Below are 19,215 nucleotides of genomic sequence, written 5' to 3'. Positions count from 1 at the left end.
CACAAATCGGAAGGAGCCCATGCGCATCAATCTACCGACTTGGCTCACGCTGTTCCGTGTAGCGCTGCTGCCGGTGATGGTGCTGGTGTTTTATCTACCGTTTCGTGGCCATAACATCACGGCCGCCATCGTGTTCGCGTTGGCGGGCATTACCGATTGGCTCGACGGCTATCTCGCGCGCCGCTTGAATATGATCTCCAAGTTCGGAGCTTTTCTCGATCCGGTAGCCGACAAGCTGATGGTGGCGGTGACGTTGTTCATGCTAGTGGCCTCGCATCGAGGCGATTGGTCCGGCATCGTGATGGCGATTACCTCGGCGATTATTGTCGGGCGCGAGATCAGCGTCTCGGCGTTGCGCGAGTGGATGGCGGAAATCGGCATGCGCGCCACGGTGCGCGTGGCATTTATCGGTAAACTGAAAACCGTAATGCAGATGGTGGCGTTGATCGTGCTGATCTTGCAGCACGAAAAAGATGCCGAAGCGCTGCGGCTGTATCACATCGGCGAAGGTTTGCTGGTGCTGGCCGGCGTATTGACCATCTGGTCGGGCCTGTATTACCTGCGCGCGGCGTGGCCGGCTTTGCGGGATGAGGCGCCATCCCACGTGGCGTCCACACCCGAACAAGACAGAAACGCTTGACGGTTTTGTTTCACACGTTAAAATGCGCGGCTCCGATGCGGGAATAGCTCAGTTGGTAGAGCACGACCTTGCCAAGGTCGGGGTCGCGAGTTCGAGTCTCGTTTCCCGCTCCAGATTTCAAACACGGCCCTGAAGCCAGCTTCGGGGCCGTGTTGTATTAATACGTCAAGCATGTGCGGCAAGTTGCTTGAATTACTGAAAAAAAGCAGGCGCGGCTATTCACTTCTAACCGGGTTCTGCTATAGTTACATGCTCCGATGCGGGAATAGCTCAGTTGGTAGAGCACGACCTTGCCAAGGTCGGGGTCGCGAGTTCGAGTCTCGTTTCCCGCTCCAGATTCAAGCAAAACCTCGGTGAGCCGAGGTTTTGTTTTTTAAAGCTCTGACCCTGGCCTATCATGGCTACGGTTTAGCGCAATGGCCAGGTGGCAGAGTGGTCATGCAGCGGCCTGCAAAGCCGTGTACGCCGGTTCGATTCCGACCCTGGCCTCCATTGCGCAACGTTGAAGCCGCCTTCGGGCGGTTTTTTATTGCGCGCAATTTATGCGCTTTGTCATTGCAGGATGCTTGCCACTTTTCGAGCAAATCGACTCGATCGCACTCCCAACACCATATGCGATCAAAAAAATGTGAAGCAATACGCACGACGTAGCGTTGCTGAATTGTCGGTATGCAAATCTGGGAATTTCGCCGTTTTTCACGCAATTCCCCTGCTACATTTCGATTTCCGGTAGTAGAACTACCATTAACAATCAGGGGAAACCCCATGTCCAGTAAACAAGGAAGCTTCGTCCGTAAAGCAGCAATCGCCAGTCTGTTTGCTCTTTGCGCAACCCCCATGGCCTTCGGCCAGACCGCTACTCCGGCGACTGGACTTGGCCAAGCCTGGCCGAATGCGACAGACGTCAGCGCCAATCCGAATTGGCACGTGTATGTGTTCGTGTTGAACGGTGTCAAGTACATCCAGATCAACGATCTGAATGGCAACGTGCACGCGGCGGTGGGTACGGCCAACGGCACGTCGATCGTGCTGCCGGTAGGTGTGGATTCGCAGAACGTGTCGACGCCGTCGTCGTCGAGTGCTGCGACCGCAACGCCGTCGACCAGCTCGACATCAACGCCGGCGCAGACGGTTTACAGCGATAGCGCGACGACTGTTACGGCCACGCCGCAAACCAGTGGCGCGACGACGTTTAGTGTGATGAGCGCAGCTACTTCGTGCCCTCCCGCTACCTGCTCGGGTAACGGCGGTCCCTGATTAGTTGGCTATAGGTGCTATTTCACCCATAGGCGTAGTGGTGGAGCGAGGCGAGATACTGGCCTCTGCTCCTCTTGCACGGCGTCATGCAGCAGAACGGTAATACGTAGACGGTTAGACGGCATCCGCAGATGCAAGTATCCATCGAAGATGCGCACGTGATCGCGCATCTCCGGTATGTCCAGCATGCTTGCTCCAAGCTTGGTCGCAAGACGCTTGCGTTCTTCCGAGTGATACACGGCGTTAGCAACGCCGGTTTCTTCCAGCACGCCTTCTACGCGCAACATAACCCATCGTTTTCCACGCGTTTCGCCACCGCGGAGTACGAGATTTACGCGGTTACAGGCAAGCCTGGATGTGACGTAGACAGCCGCTTCGCATGCGGACCGATAAGTGGCGGTCAGAACGGCAGGCGCTAAACGCGTGAAGCCGCGCCCACTAATTTCGCAACGATAGGCGATGCCTGCCTCATCGAGGGCGCGCGCGATCGTTTCATTGAGCGCCGCCGGCAATCCTCGCTCGCGCCACGCGACGGGATGCATGCTCTCAGCCAGGCGATAGACCTGGCTTTGCATCGCAACCGATTGCTTGTAGAACGCGTGGCTTTCAATGTTCGGGACGATGCGGCGCATCTGTTCAAGCAAGCGGCCATTGGTGATATGCAACGTGCCAGCGAGATACTCCAGAGCTTGCGACGTCTGCCGCATGCGCTGTTCACCAAGCTGGAGGCTCTGCCTTGCGAAACGCTGGACGCTGAGCGCGCTGCGCTTTTCTTTTTCCTCGTCCATAAGCTGGACGCTGATGCGCCCACCCAGCGCAAACAAGCAAGTAACAACGACAGCGAGAGTCGCTTGGGTTGCGTAAGTCTTTGGATCAATGTCGTTGATCGGGGCAATAGGCAGCGAAATGCATGCGATTGCCAAAGGGCCGCTTACGGCAGCGGCGCGCCAACCATGTTTGAGTGTGAGCCACGCCATGGGGAGAAACATGGCGACAGGGGCAATTTGCTTGACCTGATCGTTTCCAACATAGCTGACCCACTCCAGCAGAACTAACGCAGGGATCAGGAGCGCTACGGTGTCGAGAAACAACCTGCTCGATAGGGCTCGGCGAATCTGTTCATGCAGATGGCCTGGCTTGTAATCGAGCTTGACCATCAAGACCCAAGGCACGATGGAAAAAATACCCAGGTATGGGCCGAGAAAATATTCCACGGCATTCATCGGAACAAACGAGATGGTCGGTGCAGTCGCCACCGCTAACGCTGTTGAGCTGTATACCATCCCTCCCAATGAGACCAGCAGACCGCAGACAAGCAGCGCCTTGATGTCGATCAATTTCTTGGAAGGAAAAGGTGGCATCCAGGTGCGACATGCCCACACGATCAACATAGCCACCGCAATGGGAGGAACGGAACGGACCGCCACCCATGCCGGACCAAGTGATGCAAGGCAGGGGATGACTTGGTATTCGTTAGGCAGCGCTTCGCCGATCAGCAGCGCGGGCCAGAATCGATAAGGAATCAGCAGCAGGCAGGCCATACGCACGCCGGCGTGGATCGGCCAATGCGCTGTGGAGAACGGGTGAATGGCAAGGTAAAGCAGCGCGTAGCCGCCAGCTACGGCGAGCTGCAGCAGCCAGTCGTTAGTCCAGAACCGCTTCCCCATGCGTTTCCCCTGCAAAGAAAGACCTACAAAAAATCAGAGCCTTGTTCCACGTTTTCCCCTTGGCTCAGCCTAAGAATAAAACAATTTAGGGCGTGAAGTTTGTGTGAGCTCACACGGATATCGGCCTGTTTTGAAACATATGAAGGGCGATTTACAAAATCTGTCGTATATCAATAAGTTCGACGGCCTTCGTCAACTACAACTCATTGAAATATCGAAGATTTGATTTTTCTCTTCACATTCAAGGGTAAGGGATTAGCGGTACAACTTCTTGCGAAGTGGAAATCGGGTTTCCAGCCCCGAATCGCCTTTGGCTCGAAAAGAACCTGCCGGCCGTCACATCGCTGCAAAGAGTTCGCTAAGCAACGATCGGTAGTCTCTGCCACCGTCGAGGTCACTCGAGCGGAGACTTGCCGGTGCGGTTGCTTCAAGATTCACCCTTTTGCCAAGGACTGTTCGGTATGCGTACATGGCGACTAGTCGCATTGGCAGGTTCGGTCTGGATCGCCGGTTGCGCCACCTATTCGTCCTTGCCGCTCGGCGAGGGGCAGGGCGCCAAGGACGTTTCGCAACTTTCAGTCAGCACGGCGGACATGCCTCTGCCGGCGTTGCGATCTCACCGTTTTGATCTTTCGCACGGGATGGATGTCACGGACGTCGCGATTTTGGCCGTCGCCAACAATCCCGATCTGAAAGTCATGCGCGATCAGTTGGGCGTGGCTCGTGCTCAGTCGTTTGCGGCGGGGCTGCTCCCGGACCCGCAGCTTTCGATCAACCAGGAATACCTCGCGCATCCGGTGCCTGGGTATATGACCTCGTCGGCCTACGGTATTAGCGAGGACATCACCAGTTTGCTGACCCGCTCGACTCGCAAAGCCGCAGCCAAAAGCCAGGCGGACCAAGTGAATCTGGATCTGTTATGGGCGGAGTGGCAAACCATTGCCCAGGCGCGCCAGCTGTTCAACCAAGTGGTGTCTTTGCGCGAGCAGCAACGCGAACTCGCCGCGGAAGAGGCGGCCTTAAAGCCCATCGATGGTTTCGTGCGTAAAGCATTACAAGATGGCAATCTGACGTACGACGCGGCGAGCGCTGGCTTGAACGCATACGCCGACGCCAACAAGCGCGTGACTGACTGCACCGTGCAATTGCACCAAGCTGAACACGATATGCGCGTGTTGTTGGGCCTGGCGCCGGATGCGCCGCTGGATTTGATTGGTGAACCGTTCCAGACATCGCCGACACCGGAACAAGTCAACGCCGCGCTGGCGAGTTTGCCGGAACGACGTCCGGATCTTTTGGCTTTGCAGGCTGGGTATAAAGCGCAGGAAGCGACGTATCGCGGTGCGATTCGCGCACAGTTTCCGGCGCTGACGTTCGGCGTCGATCGCCAAAAAGACAACTCCGGCGTGCTTTCGCACGGCATCAATATCGGCATTACTTTGCCTTTGTTCGATCGCAATCGCGGAAATATCGCCATCGAGAAAGCCACTCGACAACAGCTCAAGGACGACTACGAAGGCCGTGTCTTGAACACGCGCAACGACATCCGCCAGTTGATGATCGATCAAGACACGCTTGCCAAACAGCGCGATCAATCGCAAGCGCAATCGAAGCGTTTGGACGATGCGCGCCGCGCCGCCGAAACGGCTTGGCAAAAAGGCCTGATCGATTGGCCGACGTATTTGTCTATCCGCGCCAATGCGCTTAGCGCAGACATGGATTACATCGCCGCGCGCGATCAGCAATCGCAGCAGGCGATTGCCTTGGAAGCCATGCTCGGCAGCACCGATCTTCAACCCTCTTCTGCATCGACATCTAAGCCATGAATCGACTTGTCCTGACACGTGCCGCACTGGCGGCGTTGCTGCTTGCACTACTGGCCGGATGCGGTGGACACGGTGGCGGCGATGACGACGACGCAGCGCCGGAAGTGAAAGGAACGGTGCTGGTGACCACCGCCGCACCTGTCAACCAGGCGTTCCATGACACCATCCAGGCGTGGGGTACTGCCGTGGGCGATCCGCATCGCGCCAGCACGGTCAATTTGGGGCACGGCGGTCAAGTAATTGGCGTGACGACGGCAACCGGGCAATCCGTGCAGCGCGGACAGGCGCTGCTGCGCGTGGCGCCCGATCCCGTTGCACGCAACGCGTTCTTGCAAGCGCAAAGCGCCTTGGATCTGGCGACGGGTGAGTTCAAGCGCACACAACAAATGGCCGCACAGCACCTTGCTACGCAGTCTCAGGTCGCCACCGCTCAGAAGGCGCTGGACGACGCCAAAGCAGGCGTGGAAGCGCAACGTGCGCTGGGCGGTGGCACGGCGGAGGAGACCATCGCCGCGCCCGCCGATGGTGTCGTGACAGCGCTCAACGTCAATCTCGGCGATCGGTTTCAAGCCGGCACGGCGTTGCTTAATTTCGCGCCATCGCACGCGTTGGTCGCACGTCTCGGCGCGCAACCGGAAGAGGGCGCAAGGCTGAAAGCCGGTATGTCGGTCGACGTGCAAAGCACTTACGGTTCCAACGATGCCTTGCATGGGCGACTCGATGTGGTCGGCCACGCGATCGATGCCCAAACGCATCTGCTGCCCTTGCAGGTCGAACTCCCGCCTGACGCCGGAAACGTACTGGTATCGGGTGCAGCGGTGCAGGCGACGATTGAAACGACGAACTACACCGCGTGGGCGCTGCCGCGCAGCGCTGTCTTGCATGACGACAAAGGCGATTACGTGTTTGTCGACGATCACGATCACGCCAAGCGCATCGACGTCACGCTGAAACATCCGCAAGGCGACACCGTTGGTGTACAAGGTTCGCTCGACGGCAAAATGCGCGTCATCGTGCTCGGCAACTACGAGTTGGACGATGGCGACGCGGTGCGCGAGCAGCAGGAGTCGTCCAAGTGAGTGTGACTGCATGGATGCAGCGCCATTGGCGCTCGCTTCTTTTTCTCGTGCTGATGGCGACGCTTGGCGGCATCGGCAGTGCGGTGTTCATGCCGGTGGCGTTGTTTCCGAATGTGGCGTTTCCGCGCGTTATGCTCTCGCTGGATGCTGGCGACCGTCCCGCCGATCAAATGGCGATTGCGGTAACGACGCCCATTGAAACGGCGTTGCGTCGCGTGCCCGGTGTGCGCGATGTGCGGTCGACCACCAGTCGCGGCAGCGCGGATATTGCGATCTCGTTCGCGTGGGGCACGGACATGAGTCGCGCGCTCGGCGACATCAATGCCGCAGCGAGCCAGGTGTTGCCCGAGTTGCCCGCCGGCACGCAACTCACCAGTCGTCGCATGGATCCCAGTTCGTACCCCATGCTGGCCTACAGCCTGCGTTCGCATACGCTGTCGCCGAGCGCGCTGTACGACTTGGCGCAATATCAGTTGCGCCCCTTGCTTAGCAGTATCCCCGGCGTGGCGCGCGTCAGCGTGCAAGGCGGCGAAGTTGCTGAATTTCACGCCGATGTCGATCCCAATCGTCTGCGCGCACAAGATTTAAGCCTAAACGACGTGGCGACGGCGGTCAGCCATGCCGCGACCATCGAAGCGATGGGACACGTTTCCGATCACTACAAACTCTATCTGCTGCTGGCGGACAATCAACCAAACACGATCGCCGCGTTGCGCCAAATCGTGGTGCGCGCGGACAGCCATGGCGTGGTGCGTCTGGGCGACATTGCCGATGTGACGCTGAGCCATGTGCCGCAGTGGATACGCGTGACGGCCGATGGTCAGGATGCGGTGCTGATGCAGATCCTGCAGCAGCCGGATGGCAATAGCGTGCAGATCGCACGGGATGTCAAACAACGACTGCAAGATTATGGGTCGCAGATGCCGGCGGGTGTAACGCTCGCCAATTGGTACGATCAATCCCAGTTGGTTACCGGCGCGGCGGGCAGCGTACGCGATGCCATCTTGATCGGCATCGTGCTCGCCGGTTTGGTGTTGTTTTTGTTCCTGCGCAATACGCGCGTGATCATCGTTGCGATGCTGGTGGTGCCCGCCGTATTGGCGATCACCGTGTTGCTGCTGCATGTGTTGGGCATGAGCTTCAACATGATGACGCTCGGCGGCATGGCGGCGGCGGTCGGTTTGATCATCGACGACGTCATCGTGATGCAGGAACACATCATGCGCCGGTTGAAGGGCGCGCCGGGTGAAGTGAGCGAGCGGATCGCTCGCGCGGCGTGGGAGTTCACGCGTCCGCTTACCGGATCCAGTGCTGCGACCGTCGTTATATTTATTCCGCTGGCGTTTCTTACTGGCGTGACGGGCGCATTCTTCCAGGCCTTGTCTTTGACGATGGCCAGTGCGCTGGTTATTTCCTATTTGCTTACGTGGATCGTTGTGCCGTTGCTTTCGGAGCGGTTGCTTGATCAAAAACACGCCGGCGATCATGAGGCGAAAGGCCTTTCGCTGCATATCAAGAATCGTTACGAAGGTTTGCTGCAACGCTGGTTGAAGCGTCCGATCTGGGTTGCGGTCATGGTGCTGCCACTCATTGTCGTGGGCGTACTTGCCTTCACGCAGGTCGGTACCGGTTTTATGCCGGCGATGGACGAAGGCGGCTTTACGTTCGACTATATTTCCAAGCCTGGCACGTCGTTGGAAGAAACAGGCCGACTGCTCAATCAAGTTGAAGCGATCATCCGGGCCAATCCTTACGTGGACACCTATTCGCGTCGAACCGGTTTGCAGCTCGGCGACGCACTCACCGAAGCCAATACAGGCGATATTTTCGTTCGACTGAAAAACGGATCGCGCCCGTCCACGGAAGAAGTGATGAACGACATCCGCAAAGAGGCGGAAGAGAAAGTGCCAGGCCTCGATGTGGAAGTGTCGCAGCTGATGGAAGACATGATTGGCGATCTGGTCGCCGTGCCGCAGCCGATTGAAATCCAGCTTTATAGCGACAACGCCGACGAACTGAATGACACCGCGCAACGCGTGGCGGATGCGTTGGGCAAGGTCAATGGCGTCAACGGCGTACTCAATGGCATCAACCCGGCGGGTGATGCGCTGACGATGACGGTGGACCCCGCAAAAGCTGCGCTGCAGGGACTTGATCCGGCAGCTGTACGCGATCAGGTGGATGCGGCGATCGAAGGCACGGTTGCCGCGCAGCTTCCCGCGAACGGCAAGATGGTCGGCATTCGCGTTCGTCTGCCAACGTCGTCGTATAAGCGTATCGAACAAGTCGAATCGCTGCCCATTCGCGCCGCGGACGGACATCTGTTTCCGTTGTCGCAAGTGGCGAGCGTGCAGATCGTGCAAGGACAGCCGGAAATCACGCGTAGCAACCTCAAGCGCATGGTGGCGGTAACGGGGCGTATCAGCGGACGCAGCATGGGCGCGACCATTGCGGACGTCAAAGCCATGCTGGCCCGGCCGAATATGTTGCCAAAGGGTATGTACTACGAGCTCGGTGGTTTGTATCAACAACAGCAGGAAGCGTTCCGCGGGTTGACGGTGGTGTTACTGGCGGCGATCGCCTTGGTATTCACCTTGTTGCTGTTCTTGTACGAAAGCTTCCGCATCGCGCTAGTGATCATGGTGATGCCGTTGCTGGCGATGAGCGCGGTGTTTATCGGGTTGTGGTTAACCGGCATCGAGCTGAATATTTCGGCGATGATGGGCATGACCATGATCGTGGGTATCGTGACCGAAGTGGCGATCTTCTATTTCTCCGAGCTGGAAGACGTTGCTCCGGAGACGCCCCTGCACGACGCGCTGTTGATGGCGGCGCGGCATCGCATGCGCCCCATTCTGATGTCGACCATGGCCGCCATTCTCACGCTGTTGCCTTTGGCGCTTGCCTTAGGTTCGGGGTCTCAGATGCAGCAACCGCTGGCCGTCGCGATTATCGCAGGCCTGCTGGTGCAGGTGCCGCTCGTGCTGCTGGTGATGCCAGTGTTGTATGCAACGCTGATGCGGTCACGCAAAGCTCACGCTTAGCGCTACATCGCCCACGGCTATTTGCGGTGGGCGAAAATCCCGTCACACTGATGGCATGAGTACTGCCATCGTCTGGTTTCGTCGGGATCTACGCCTCGCTGATCACGCGGCGCTTCATCGTGCGTGTGCCGACAGTTCTCGCGTCGTGCCGCTTTATATCCACGCTCCGCAGGAAGAAGGGGACTGGCAACCTGGTGCGGCCAGCCGTTGGTGGCTGCATCATTCTCTGACGGCTTTGGACAACGATTTACGATCCCGTCAAAGCGCGCTTCATATTCGAAAAGGCGACAGTCTTCAGCTATTGCTGGATGTCATCGCGCAGACCGGCGCGGATACCGTCTACTGGCATCGTCTTTACGACCCGGCGGCGGTGGCTCGCGATGCGCGCATCAAGTCGGCGTTGCGTGAAAAAGGTATCGCGGTGCATAGCTTCGGCGGTGCCTTATGGCAAGAGCCGACACAGTTGCTGACGCAGGAAGGCCAGCCGTATCGCGTATTCACTCCTTACTGGCGCAAGTTGCGCACGCTGGTCGAACCCTCCGAACCGTTGCCGGCTCCGTCGGTGGTGCCTACGGCACCTCTGCCAGGCGCTTTGTCGGTAGATGATTTGGAGTTGTTGCCGCGCGTCGCTTGGGATCAGGGGTTGCACGAAGCGTGGCAGCCTGGTGAGCAGGGCGCTTTTGCGGCGCTTGAGCTTTTTGCAGACGATGCGCTTGGCGGTTACGCCACGGGGCGCGACCTTCCGGCTCGGCATGGGACGTCGCGTTTGTCGCCGCATCTGCATTTTGGAGAAATCACGCCGCATCAGGTTCATTACGATCTGATGCAACGGCTACGGCGCAGGGATACAAAGCGAAGGCCGGATATCGAGCCCTTTTTGCGCGAACTTGGTTGGCGCGAATTTGCGCACTACCTGCTTTATCACTTTCCGAGGACGCCCACGGAAAATTTCAATCCGCGATTTAGCGGCTTTGTCTGGACAGAGGCAGGAGAAAACACTCTGCAACGCTGGCAGCAGGGCCGTACTGGTATTCCATTAGTCGACGCTGGCATGCGCGAGTTGTGGCACACAGGCTGGATGCACAATCGCGTACGCATGGTGGTGGCGAGTTTTCTTACCAAGAATCTTCGCTTGCACTGGCTGCACGGCGCGCGTTGGTTTTGGGATACCTTGGTAGATGCGGATTTGGCCAACAACACCTTGGGTTGGCAATGGGTAGCCGGTTGCGGCGCCGATGCCGCGCCTTACTTTCGCGTATTCAATCCCGTCACGCAGGCGCAAAAGTTCGACGCGAAGGGAGAATATCTGCGTCGATGGCTGCCGGAACTCGCCAACGCGTCCGATGCGTTGTTGCATGAGCCTTGGAAAGATCCACAACTGCTTAAACGCAGCGGTTATCCATCCTCGATGATCGACTTAGGCGAATCCAGGCAAGCTGCGCTGGCCGCCTATCAGGCATCGCGCGGTTGAGGCTTCATTTCCGAGTCCACGGCTCGCCGCAGTAACCACGCGAGAATGGGTGGTGTGATCATGGCCGTCAGCAGCGACATCGCCACGATGATCGCGTACATCCGATCGCTGAAAACGCCGGCGGCAAGTCCAAGACTGGCGATCACCACACCTACTTCGCCGCGCGGCACCATGCCAAAGCCGATGATCGCGGCGCTCGCGCGACCGAGCGACAACGATCCCAAAAAGCCACCCAGCAATTTGGAAATGATCGCTATCACGGTGACGACGGTGAGGGCGATGATCGCGTCAGTGCTCGCCAATTGATGCAAATCGATCTTGCTGCCGGTCAACACGAAGAAGAACGGTGTCAGCAAGGCGAGCAACGGTTGGATTTGTTGTTCCAGCGTGTGTTGCTGACGCGTTTCCGATGCGATCATGCCGGCGAGGAACGCGCCGATAATCGCGGCCAACCCAAAGAGCGTGGAAATGTAAGCAAGCCCCAGGCACAAGGCGAGCACAATCAGCAATGGCGAATACGCGCTGCGCGGTTTTTCCAGCCAGGTGGAATTCCAGCGCATCACGCGCGTCCCGCCCCAGCCGATGACGGCGATAAAGCCGATCGCGCCGACTAATACCATTACCAAATGCAACGGATCGAAGCCTTCGCCGCCTTGCAGCGATACCACGACGCCAAGCAGCAACATGGCGAGGATATCGTCGATAACAGCGGCGCCGAGAATCACTTTGCTTTCCACGCGCTGCAGTACGCCAAGCTCTTGCAATACCCGAGCCGTGATGCCTGCCGAGGTCGCGACGAACGCCGCCGCGACGAAAAGCGACTTGCCCCACGCATAGCCGCTGGCATGCGCCCAGAAACCACCCATGGCGAATGGCAACAGCACGCCAAGCACGCCGACCAGAAGCGCGGACTTGCCTACTTTTTTGAGATCTTCCAGGCGCGTTTCCAGGCCCACCGCAAAAAGCAGCAGCACAACGCCGATCTCCGCAAGCACATCGAGCGGAGTGCCGGATGCAATTTGCTCAGGTGTAATCCAGCCCATGACCGATGGGCCGATCACGCAGCCCGCGGTAATTTCGCCAACCACGCCAGGCAGCTTTAGACGTTGCGCAATCTCCGCACCGATTTGCGCAGCGACGAACACGATAAAAAGCGACAGCAGAATTTCATTGGCATGGTGCATGGTCGGAATCCTTCGATCATGAGCATGCCAAATATGCTACCCGCTTAAGCGGTGGAAGACACGCCGACGGTAGACGGAGAAAGCTTTTCCAGTCGGGCGAAGAGGCGACTGGCAACCGCCGTGATAACAGCCAAGGCGATCACTGTCCATCGGAATGCGGCTATATAAGCCGTGCTTTCCTGGCCGTGCAAAAGCGTTTGCATCAGGATGGTGGCCAGGGCGATGCCGAAGCTCATGGACAAATACTGCGTGGTGGATGCCATCGACGACGCCATCGAGGCATGTTGGACGTCGAGGTCGGTGTAGATCAGCGTATTCATCACGGTGTATTGCATGCCCATGAAACCGCCGTAGACAAATATCAATAAGACAATCAGCGCCATGGGGGTGTGCGGGCCGAGCAGCGCGAACATCGCCAGCAGCACGGCGACGATCAGCGTATTGCTTAGCAACAGGCGTCGATATCCAAGGCGAATCAGCGTGCGATTCACCAGCCATTTCGCGCAGATCGATCCGAGCGCTTGCGGCACCATCATCAAGCCAGCCATCAAGGGCGACCAACCACAACCCACCTGCAAGAACAACACGATCAACAGAAACATGCCGCTGACGCCAAGTCTCGTCAGCAGGCTGCCCGACAGCGACACCCATACGCTGCGCACGCGCAGCAATCGCAAATCCGCGACCGGGTGTTCCGTGCGGCGGCTATGCCAGATATATGCCGCTGCAAAAAACATCGCCAGCACGACCAAGGTGCCCATGCGAGCCCAAGGAATGATCGCGTCGGCCGCCAATTCCGAGGCGGCCAGAAGCAATGCGGATGCAGCGGCGAACAAAATGAATCCGAGCAAATCGAAGCGATGGGCGGTATCCAAGCGATACTCAAGCATTTCGCGTTGATTGAGCCACAGGCCGACAATGCCCACCGGCACGTTCAGCAGAAAGATCAATCGCCAGTTGGTGTATTCCACCAACGCGCCGCCCAACAACGGGCCGAGCACGGAGCCCAATAGCCCGAATGTGGCGACCGTGCTCATGACCTGCACGAAATCGCGTTTGTCGATGCTGCGCACCAGCACGTAACGGCCAACGGGCATCAGCGCCGCGCCCCCGCATCCCTGCAGTACGCGCGCGAGCACTAGCTCAGGCAGAGTTTGCGAGATACCGCAAAGCAGGGAGCCGAGCGCGAAGATGCTGATGGCCACACCGAACACGCGGCGTGTGCCGAAGCGGTCGCACAACCACGGGCTGGCAGGAATAAGTATCGCCAAGGTCAGCACGTAGCTGGTCAGGGCGCTGCGCATGTTCAGCGGCGTGTCGTTGAGCGCTGTGGCGATCGCGGGAACTGCCGTGTTGACGATGGTCGAATCCAGCGCCTGCATGAAAAACGCTGCCGAAACGAGCCAGATCAGGCCGCTGTAGCGCTTGCGGGACGACGGGGCTGCGGCTGCGTCCGCCATGGCTGCAGGAGCGGCGGTGGAAGCGGCGGCAGGGGAGGACGACATGGAGGTTATGATACCTGCTATGGCAGCTAGTTTGGTTAAAGGCCGCAAAATGGCGGGCTTGCTTAAATATCGTTTTGCCTGGACAAAAAGTAGTTCAACTAGTGTGCCAATGGTTTCCTTTGACTCATTTGGCAACACACGAATCGTTACACTTCGCGCATGAGCAAACCGTCAGCCCCTCTCTCGTCGGCCCAACTCGTCGAAGATCTGCGCAAGCGGATCGAACACGCCAACTATCGCTACCACGTTCTGGACGATCCGGAGATCGCGGATGCCGACTACGATCGTCTGCTGCGCGATCTGGAAGCGCTGGAGGCGGATAACCCCGAGCTCGCCACGCCCGATTCGCCAACGCGGCGCGTGGGCGCGCGCGCGATTGGCGGATTTGCGGAAGTTCGTCATGCGTTGCCGATGTTGTCGCTGAGCAACGCCTTCGAGCAGGAGGGAGACGGCGACCGCGAGCGTTATCGCGACGTGGCGGAATTCGAACGTCGCATCGAGCAAACATTGGGACGCAGCCATCCGGAATTTTCCGTAGAGCCGAAACTGGATGGTCTCGCGATCAGCTTGCGCTACGAAAACGGCCAATTCGTACAAGGCGCGACACGCGGCGATGGCGAAACGGGCGAAGACGTCACCGCGAATTTGCGCACCGTGCGCGCGATTCCGTTGCGTTTACGCGGAAGCGACTGGCCGCGCGTGCTGGAAGTGCGTGGCGAAATCATCATGCTTCGCAAAGATTTCGAAGCGTTCAATGCGTATGCACGCGAGCATGGCGAGAAGCCGCTCGCCAATCCGCGCAATGGCGCGGCAGGCTCGCTGCGGCAACTCGATCCGGCGATCACCGCCAAGCGTAAGCTGAGCTTTTTTGCGTACAGCGTCGGTATGGTCGAAGGCGTGGAGCTACCGGCTAGCCATTCAAAAACGCTGCAAAAGCTGCGCGATTGGGGATTTCCGGTGTCGCCGGAAGTAGGCGTCGCCAAAGGCTTTGATGGATTGATCGCTTATTTTCAGCGTATTGGCGCCAAACGCGATCAATTGCCCTATGACATCGACGGCGTTGTCTACAAGTTGGACGACTACGTCGGTCAGCGCGAGATGGGCTTTGTCGCACGCGCGCCGCGCTGGGCGCTTGCGCATAAGTTTCCCGCGCAAGAGCAAAGCACCATCGTCGAAGCGATCGAAATCCAAATTGGACGCACCGGCGCTGCTACGCCCGTGGCGCGTCTTGCGCCGGTGCAGGTGGCGGGCGTCACCGTCACCAATGCGACGCTGCACAACGCAGACCAGGTGGCTCGCCTGGATGTGCGCGTCGGCGATACCGTGATCGTGCGCCGCGCCGGCGACGTGATTCCCGAAGTCGTGCGCGTGGTTCCCGATCAACGCCCACCCAAAACGCATCCTTGGAAAATGCCGACGCATTGCCCCGTATGCGGTTCGGCGTTGGTGCGCGAAGAAGGCGAGGCTGCGTGGCGCTGCTCGGGTGGATTGGTGTGCGCCGCACAACGCAAGGAAGCCCTGATCCACTTCGCGTCGCGACGCGCGATGGATATCGAAGGCATTGGCGAGCGCTTTGTCGATGCGCTGGTGGATTTTGGCTACGTCCACACGCCGGCCGATTTGTACTCGCTCACGCTCGATCATTTCTTGGAGATGAAGCAACGGGCGGACGAGCGCGACGGCACCACGCCGGAAACCGTCAAGGCCGGCAAGATCGCCACCAAGTGGGCGGAGAACTTGGTCGACGCAATTGAAGCCAGCAAAAAAACGACCCTGGCGCGTTTTCTTTACGCGCTCGGCATCGTGCATATCGGCGAAAGCACGGCCAAAACGCTCGCCAGTTGGTTGGGACGTTTGGAATGGGTGCGCAGCATGCCTGCGGCGATTCTGCGCGAGCTGCCGGATATTGGCGCGGAAGTCGCCAAGTCGATCGAAGCGTTCTTCAAACAGAGGGGCAATCGCGAGGTGGTCGACGCCTTGCTGAAGGCCGGCGTGATGTTAGGCGATGAGAGCGACCCTTCACCGCGTCTTAGCCAAAAGCTGAGTCTGGCGGCGTTGCTGCAAGACGCGGGCATCAATGGCATTGGTCTTCGCAATGCGGAGTTGCTCACTTCGCATTTTCCTACCATCGAAAAACTGCATAGTAGCGGTGCGACGCATTGGATCACCGCGGGGTTGTCGTCAAATGCCGCGGCGAATCTTGATGAATACCTCACGACGCGTCACCACCTTGACGCTTTGCGCGAGGCCGAGGTAGCCATGCACCGCTTGCTTGAAGCAATACCCAAGCATGCGGAAGTGGAAGCCTTGCCGTTGACAGGGCAAACGGCCGTTCTCACCGGCACGCTGTCCAGCATGGGGCGCGATGAAGCCAAGGAGAAACTCGAAGCCCTGGGCGCCAAAGTGGCGGGCAGCGTGTCCAAGAAAACGCATTTTGTCGTGGCCGGCGAAGCGGCCGGTTCCAAGCTCGACAAAGCGCAAGAACTTGGTGTGGACGTCTGGGACGAAGAGCGTCTGATCAATCTTTTCAAGCAGCACGGGGTCTGATCGTGATGGACGCCAACACCACCAATGTCGCCCCTTTCCGTTTGCGCTTGCAGGGTCGCGCAAAGCTCTACGCCATGATTCGAGCTTTTTTTTCCGAACGCGGTGTGCTGGAAGTGGAGACGCCAATCTTGTCGGCCGCCGGCAACACCGATCCCAATATCGAAAGCTTCAATGCGCCATTTCACGGTCACGTCGACGCGGGTTCGCGCGAGCGTTGGCTGCGCACGTCGCCGGAATATTCCTTAAAGCGTTTGCTTGCCGATGGTGTAGGTGATTGCTACGAGCTTGGTCGCGTATTTCGCAATGGCGAAGCAGGGGAGCGGCACAATCCGGAGTTCACCATGTTGGAGTGGTACCGGGTCGGTTGGAATCATCGACATTTGATGGAAGAGACCATCGCTCTGGTTGAAGCGGCGCTCGCCTTGGTGGGTTCTCGCGTGGAGGTGCTGATCGAAGGCTATCGGCAACTCTTTCTCGATGAACTTGGATTGGATCCGCTGCATGCAGAGATCGACGAGCTTCGCGAGCCGCTCGCAAAGTACGATATCAATCCCTCCGGATTGACGCGAGACGATTGGTTGGATCTGCTCATCACGCACGAACTGCAACCGGCGTTTCCGCGCGATCGCATTACCGTCATTCATGATTATCCGGCCAGTCAAAGCGCATTGGCGCGGGTGCGCCCCGGTGATCCGCCGCTCGCAGAGCGTTTCGAGCTTTATCTGGGCCCCTACGAGTTGGCGAACGGCTATCACGAGCTCAACGATGCGGTGGAACAGCGTGCGCGTTTCGAAAGAGATAATGCGCGCCGACGCGAGCGCGGTTTGCGGGAAATGCCTATCGATGAGCAATTGCTAGCCGTTCTGGAACGCATGCCCGATTGCGCAGGCGTTGCGGTGGGTATCGAGCGTTTGCTTATGTGTATGGCTGGGACAGACAAAATTGCCGACGTTTTGGCGTTTCCCTTCGCCAAGGCATAGCGCTGCTTGCGATCGTTATCCTTGCGAGCACAAGGATCTACTTGTGTTCCTCTTTTTTGTAGAGCCCCAGTTCTATCGCGTACTTGAACAAATCCGCATCGCTGTCAATGCCAAGCTTGCGCATGGCATTGACCTTCTGCGTGCTGACGGTTTGCTTGCTGCGCTGAAGTTTTTCCGCAATACCGTTGATGCTGGCTCCGCCGATATAGAGGGCGATCACTTCGGCCTCGCGAGGCGAGAGTTGCACCGTGCTGCTTCCGGGCGATTGCGATTTCATCATCTTGGCGATGCTCGGCGAAAAGTACCGCCGCCCCACGCGTACCGCCTGGACCGCCGCGCTCAGATGGGAGATATCGTCCGTTTTGCTGAGAATGGCGTGGATGCCGAACGCCATCAAGCTGCGGATTAATACGACCTTGCCCATGCCGGTGAGCACAATGATGTGCATGTCCGAATAGCGGCTGCGAAGGAAGGAAATTAACTCCAGGCCGTCGCCATATTGACCGCCGGGCATGGCGTAGTCGGTGACCAAGATGTCGCAAGGCGTCGCATCAAGCAACGTAACAAGCTCAGTGGAGTCTTGCGCCGACCCCATTCGGCGCACGCTGCTGATGGAATCGAGCGTGGCTTCGATACCCATGCGTATGACGGGATGATCGTCTGCCACCGCAACACGGATAGGATTGTCCATTTTGGCGGGCCTGTTCGACGCACCGGCAGGGCGTGCCGTCGCTAGTGCGTAGATCGTAATATACCGATTCAGACCGGGCAGCGAGGTCTATGCTAGTTTTCGTGCCCGATAATCCTGGTGAAAGGCGTAAGGAGTTCCGCTTGACCATTCGAGTCGCCGTCGCCGATGACCATCCGACCTTATTGGCCGGCATGGAGCATTTGCTGACGGGTTTCGAAGGCATTACCGTCGCCGGATTGGTCACCGATTCCACCACCCTCGTCGAACTTCTAGGAAAGTCTCCTTGCGATGTCGTGGTGACCGACTTCTCTATGCCGCACGGCCGTTATGGCGATGGCCTTTCGCTGCTTCGTTTTTTGCGGCGACGATTCCCCGACGTTCAATTGGTCGTTCTGACGGGCATCGAAAACGGCGATGTCTTACAAAATATTCTCGATGTGGGCGTGAGCGGCATTCTCAGCAAATCGGACGACCTTCATCATGTGGAAGGCGCCATTCGCATGGCGCTCCAAGGCGAGCGGTATCTTTCGCCGGAAGCGGAGCGATTGTTGCAACAAACATCCTCTGCATCGCACGGTGAAGTCGGTCAAGTTCGACTGACAAAGCGCGAAGCAGAAGTGCTTCGTCTGTATGCCGAAGGTTTCACCGTTACCGAAATCGGGCTTCGAGTTGGGCGCAGCAGCAAGACGATCAGCGCGCAAAAACAGGCCGCTATGAAGAAGCTTGGCTTGAGCAACGATGCCGAGGTGTTTAACTACGCGCTTGCGCACGGTTTGGTACAGGCGTCGCAACTCTCCAAGCAGATCGCGCGCAAAACGGACGATGATGTCTGATTTATCTCACGTCGCGTCATCCAATTTGTGGAATCAAAACCGGTGTTGTCCTATGGCGCGCTCATCTGCACGCAGATAGCCTTGCTTGAATTCGCAAGTCATCTTAGGCCGGCTTTCCTGCACAAAGGCACTTAACCGTGGGCGAGTCAAACGATTCAGGCATCGCAGCTCTCCTGCTCGGTTTCAGCGGGCTGGATAAGTTTCAGCGTGAAAAATTCATGGGGCAGCTTAACCACTTCATTTATGTGTCGTCGCGACAAAAGCGCAAGCTGGTGGATGGTTGGCTGGTTGCTTGCCGGGAGTCCGCGGACCCCGCGGCAAACATGATTGCCGAGTCCATGGCGGAATACGTCGTGCACGATCGAAAGCCCATCAAAGGACGCGAGGTAAGGCGTCTTGCGGGCACGGGCGACGAATCATCCTCTGCGTCGTAAGTAAATAGCCGGATTTCTCACTGCACCTCACTTGGAAAGTGCGGTGCAGTGTAAGCA

General features: G+C 58.2%; 14 protein-coding genes and 3 tRNA genes. 13 read left to right on the top strand and 4 right to left on the bottom strand.

Going from position 1 to position 19,215, the window contains the following annotated elements:
* Positions 1–19 precede the first annotated feature (19 nt).
* The 5 genes from pgsA to L0U79_RS13245 all read left to right on the top strand — a co-directional run bounded on the left by pgsA (position 20) and on the right by L0U79_RS13245 (position 1,897).
* The gene (gene pgsA, locus L0U79_RS13265; RefSeq protein ID WP_233842744.1) at positions 20–640 is read left to right on the top strand and encodes a CDP-diacylglycerol--glycerol-3-phosphate 3-phosphatidyltransferase; all 621 of its coding nucleotides are present in this window, start codon (positions 20–22) and stop codon (positions 638–640) included.
* Positions 641–677: 37 nt separating this feature from the next.
* Positions 678–753, top strand: a tRNA-Gly gene (locus L0U79_RS13260).
* A 146-nt stretch (positions 754–899) separates the two neighbouring features.
* A tRNA-Gly gene (locus L0U79_RS13255) sits at positions 900–975 on the top strand.
* An 83-nt stretch (positions 976–1,058) separates the two neighbouring features.
* Positions 1,059–1,132: transfer RNA gene (locus L0U79_RS13250), tRNA-Cys, on the top strand.
* 273 nt (positions 1,133–1,405) lie between these two features.
* On the top strand, positions 1,406–1,897 hold the full coding sequence (locus L0U79_RS13245) for a hypothetical protein (protein WP_233842743.1): 492 nt from the start codon (positions 1,406–1,408) through the stop codon (positions 1,895–1,897).
* 17 nt (positions 1,898–1,914) lie between these two features.
* On the opposite strand, the gene L0U79_RS13240 is transcribed toward L0U79_RS13245, so the two are convergent.
* The gene (locus tag L0U79_RS13240; RefSeq protein ID WP_233842742.1) at positions 1,915–3,564 is read right to left on the bottom strand and encodes a hypothetical protein; all 1,650 of its coding nucleotides are present in this window, start codon (positions 3,562–3,564) and stop codon (positions 1,915–1,917) included.
* A 461-nt stretch (positions 3,565–4,025) separates the two neighbouring features.
* Between L0U79_RS13240 and L0U79_RS13235 the strand changes: the two genes are divergently transcribed.
* Genes L0U79_RS13235 through L0U79_RS13220 form a run of 4 tightly spaced genes read left to right on the top strand, consistent with a single transcriptional unit; the run spans position 4,026 to position 10,984 of the window.
* A complete protein-coding gene (locus L0U79_RS13235; protein WP_233842741.1) occupies positions 4,026–5,390 on the top strand; it encodes a TolC family protein in 1,365 nt (454 codons plus the stop codon).
* A complete protein-coding gene (locus tag L0U79_RS13230) occupies positions 5,387–6,469 on the top strand; it encodes an efflux RND transporter periplasmic adaptor subunit (RefSeq protein ID WP_233842740.1) in 1,083 nt (360 codons plus the stop codon). Before L0U79_RS13235 ends, L0U79_RS13230 begins: the two co-directional genes overlap by 4 nt.
* A complete protein-coding gene (locus tag L0U79_RS13225; RefSeq protein WP_233842739.1) occupies positions 6,466–9,513 on the top strand; it encodes an efflux RND transporter permease subunit in 3,048 nt (1,015 codons plus the stop codon). Before L0U79_RS13230 ends, L0U79_RS13225 begins: the two co-directional genes overlap by 4 nt.
* Positions 9,514–9,568: 55 nt before the next feature.
* A complete protein-coding gene (locus L0U79_RS13220) occupies positions 9,569–10,984 on the top strand; it encodes a deoxyribodipyrimidine photo-lyase (RefSeq protein ID WP_233842738.1) in 1,416 nt (471 codons plus the stop codon).
* Here L0U79_RS13220 and L0U79_RS13215 read toward each other — a convergent pair.
* Both L0U79_RS13215 and L0U79_RS13210 read right to left on the bottom strand, forming a co-directional pair.
* Positions 10,966–12,168 carry a cation:proton antiporter gene (locus tag L0U79_RS13215; protein WP_233842737.1) on the bottom strand — a complete coding sequence of 401 codons (1,203 nt, stop codon included), beginning with the start codon at positions 12,166–12,168 and terminating at the stop codon, positions 10,966–10,968. The genes L0U79_RS13220 and L0U79_RS13215 overlap by 19 nt on opposite strands.
* Before the next feature lie 44 nt (positions 12,169–12,212).
* A complete protein-coding gene (locus L0U79_RS13210; protein WP_233843906.1) occupies positions 12,213–13,628 on the bottom strand; it encodes an MFS transporter in 1,416 nt (471 codons plus the stop codon).
* Positions 13,629–13,832: 204 nt separating this feature from the next.
* Here L0U79_RS13210 and ligA point away from each other — a divergent pair, with 204 nt between their 5' ends.
* A complete protein-coding gene (gene ligA, locus L0U79_RS13205; RefSeq protein ID WP_233842736.1) occupies positions 13,833–16,220 on the top strand; it encodes an NAD-dependent DNA ligase LigA in 2,388 nt (795 codons plus the stop codon).
* A gap of 5 nt (positions 16,221–16,225) precedes the next feature.
* Positions 16,226–17,200, top strand: coding sequence for an EF-P lysine aminoacylase EpmA (epmA, locus tag L0U79_RS13200; protein ID WP_233843905.1), 975 nt, complete (start codon positions 16,226–16,228; stop codon positions 17,198–17,200).
* A 37-nt stretch (positions 17,201–17,237) separates the two neighbouring features.
* Here the strand turns inward: epmA and L0U79_RS13195 are convergent, their stop codons facing one another.
* Positions 17,238–17,891, bottom strand: coding sequence for a response regulator transcription factor (locus L0U79_RS13195; RefSeq protein WP_233842735.1), 654 nt, complete (start codon positions 17,889–17,891; stop codon positions 17,238–17,240).
* 140 nt (positions 17,892–18,031) lie between these two features.
* Here L0U79_RS13195 and L0U79_RS13190 point away from each other — a divergent pair, with 140 nt between their 5' ends.
* Both L0U79_RS13190 and L0U79_RS13185 read left to right on the top strand, forming a co-directional pair.
* Positions 18,032–18,724, top strand: coding sequence for a response regulator (locus L0U79_RS13190; RefSeq protein ID WP_233842734.1), 693 nt, complete (start codon positions 18,032–18,034; stop codon positions 18,722–18,724).
* A 137-nt stretch (positions 18,725–18,861) separates the two neighbouring features.
* Positions 18,862–19,158, top strand: coding sequence for a hypothetical protein (locus tag L0U79_RS13185; RefSeq protein ID WP_233842733.1), 297 nt, complete (start codon positions 18,862–18,864; stop codon positions 19,156–19,158).
* Positions 19,159–19,215 lie beyond the last annotated feature (57 nt).

The sequence above is a fragment of the Dyella sp. 2HG41-7 genome (assembly GCF_021390675.1).
GTDB lineage: Bacteria > Pseudomonadota > Gammaproteobacteria > Xanthomonadales > Rhodanobacteraceae > Dyella_B.
Note: the sequence above shows the minus strand (reverse complement) of the source record. Positions and strands in the feature narration are given on the sequence as shown.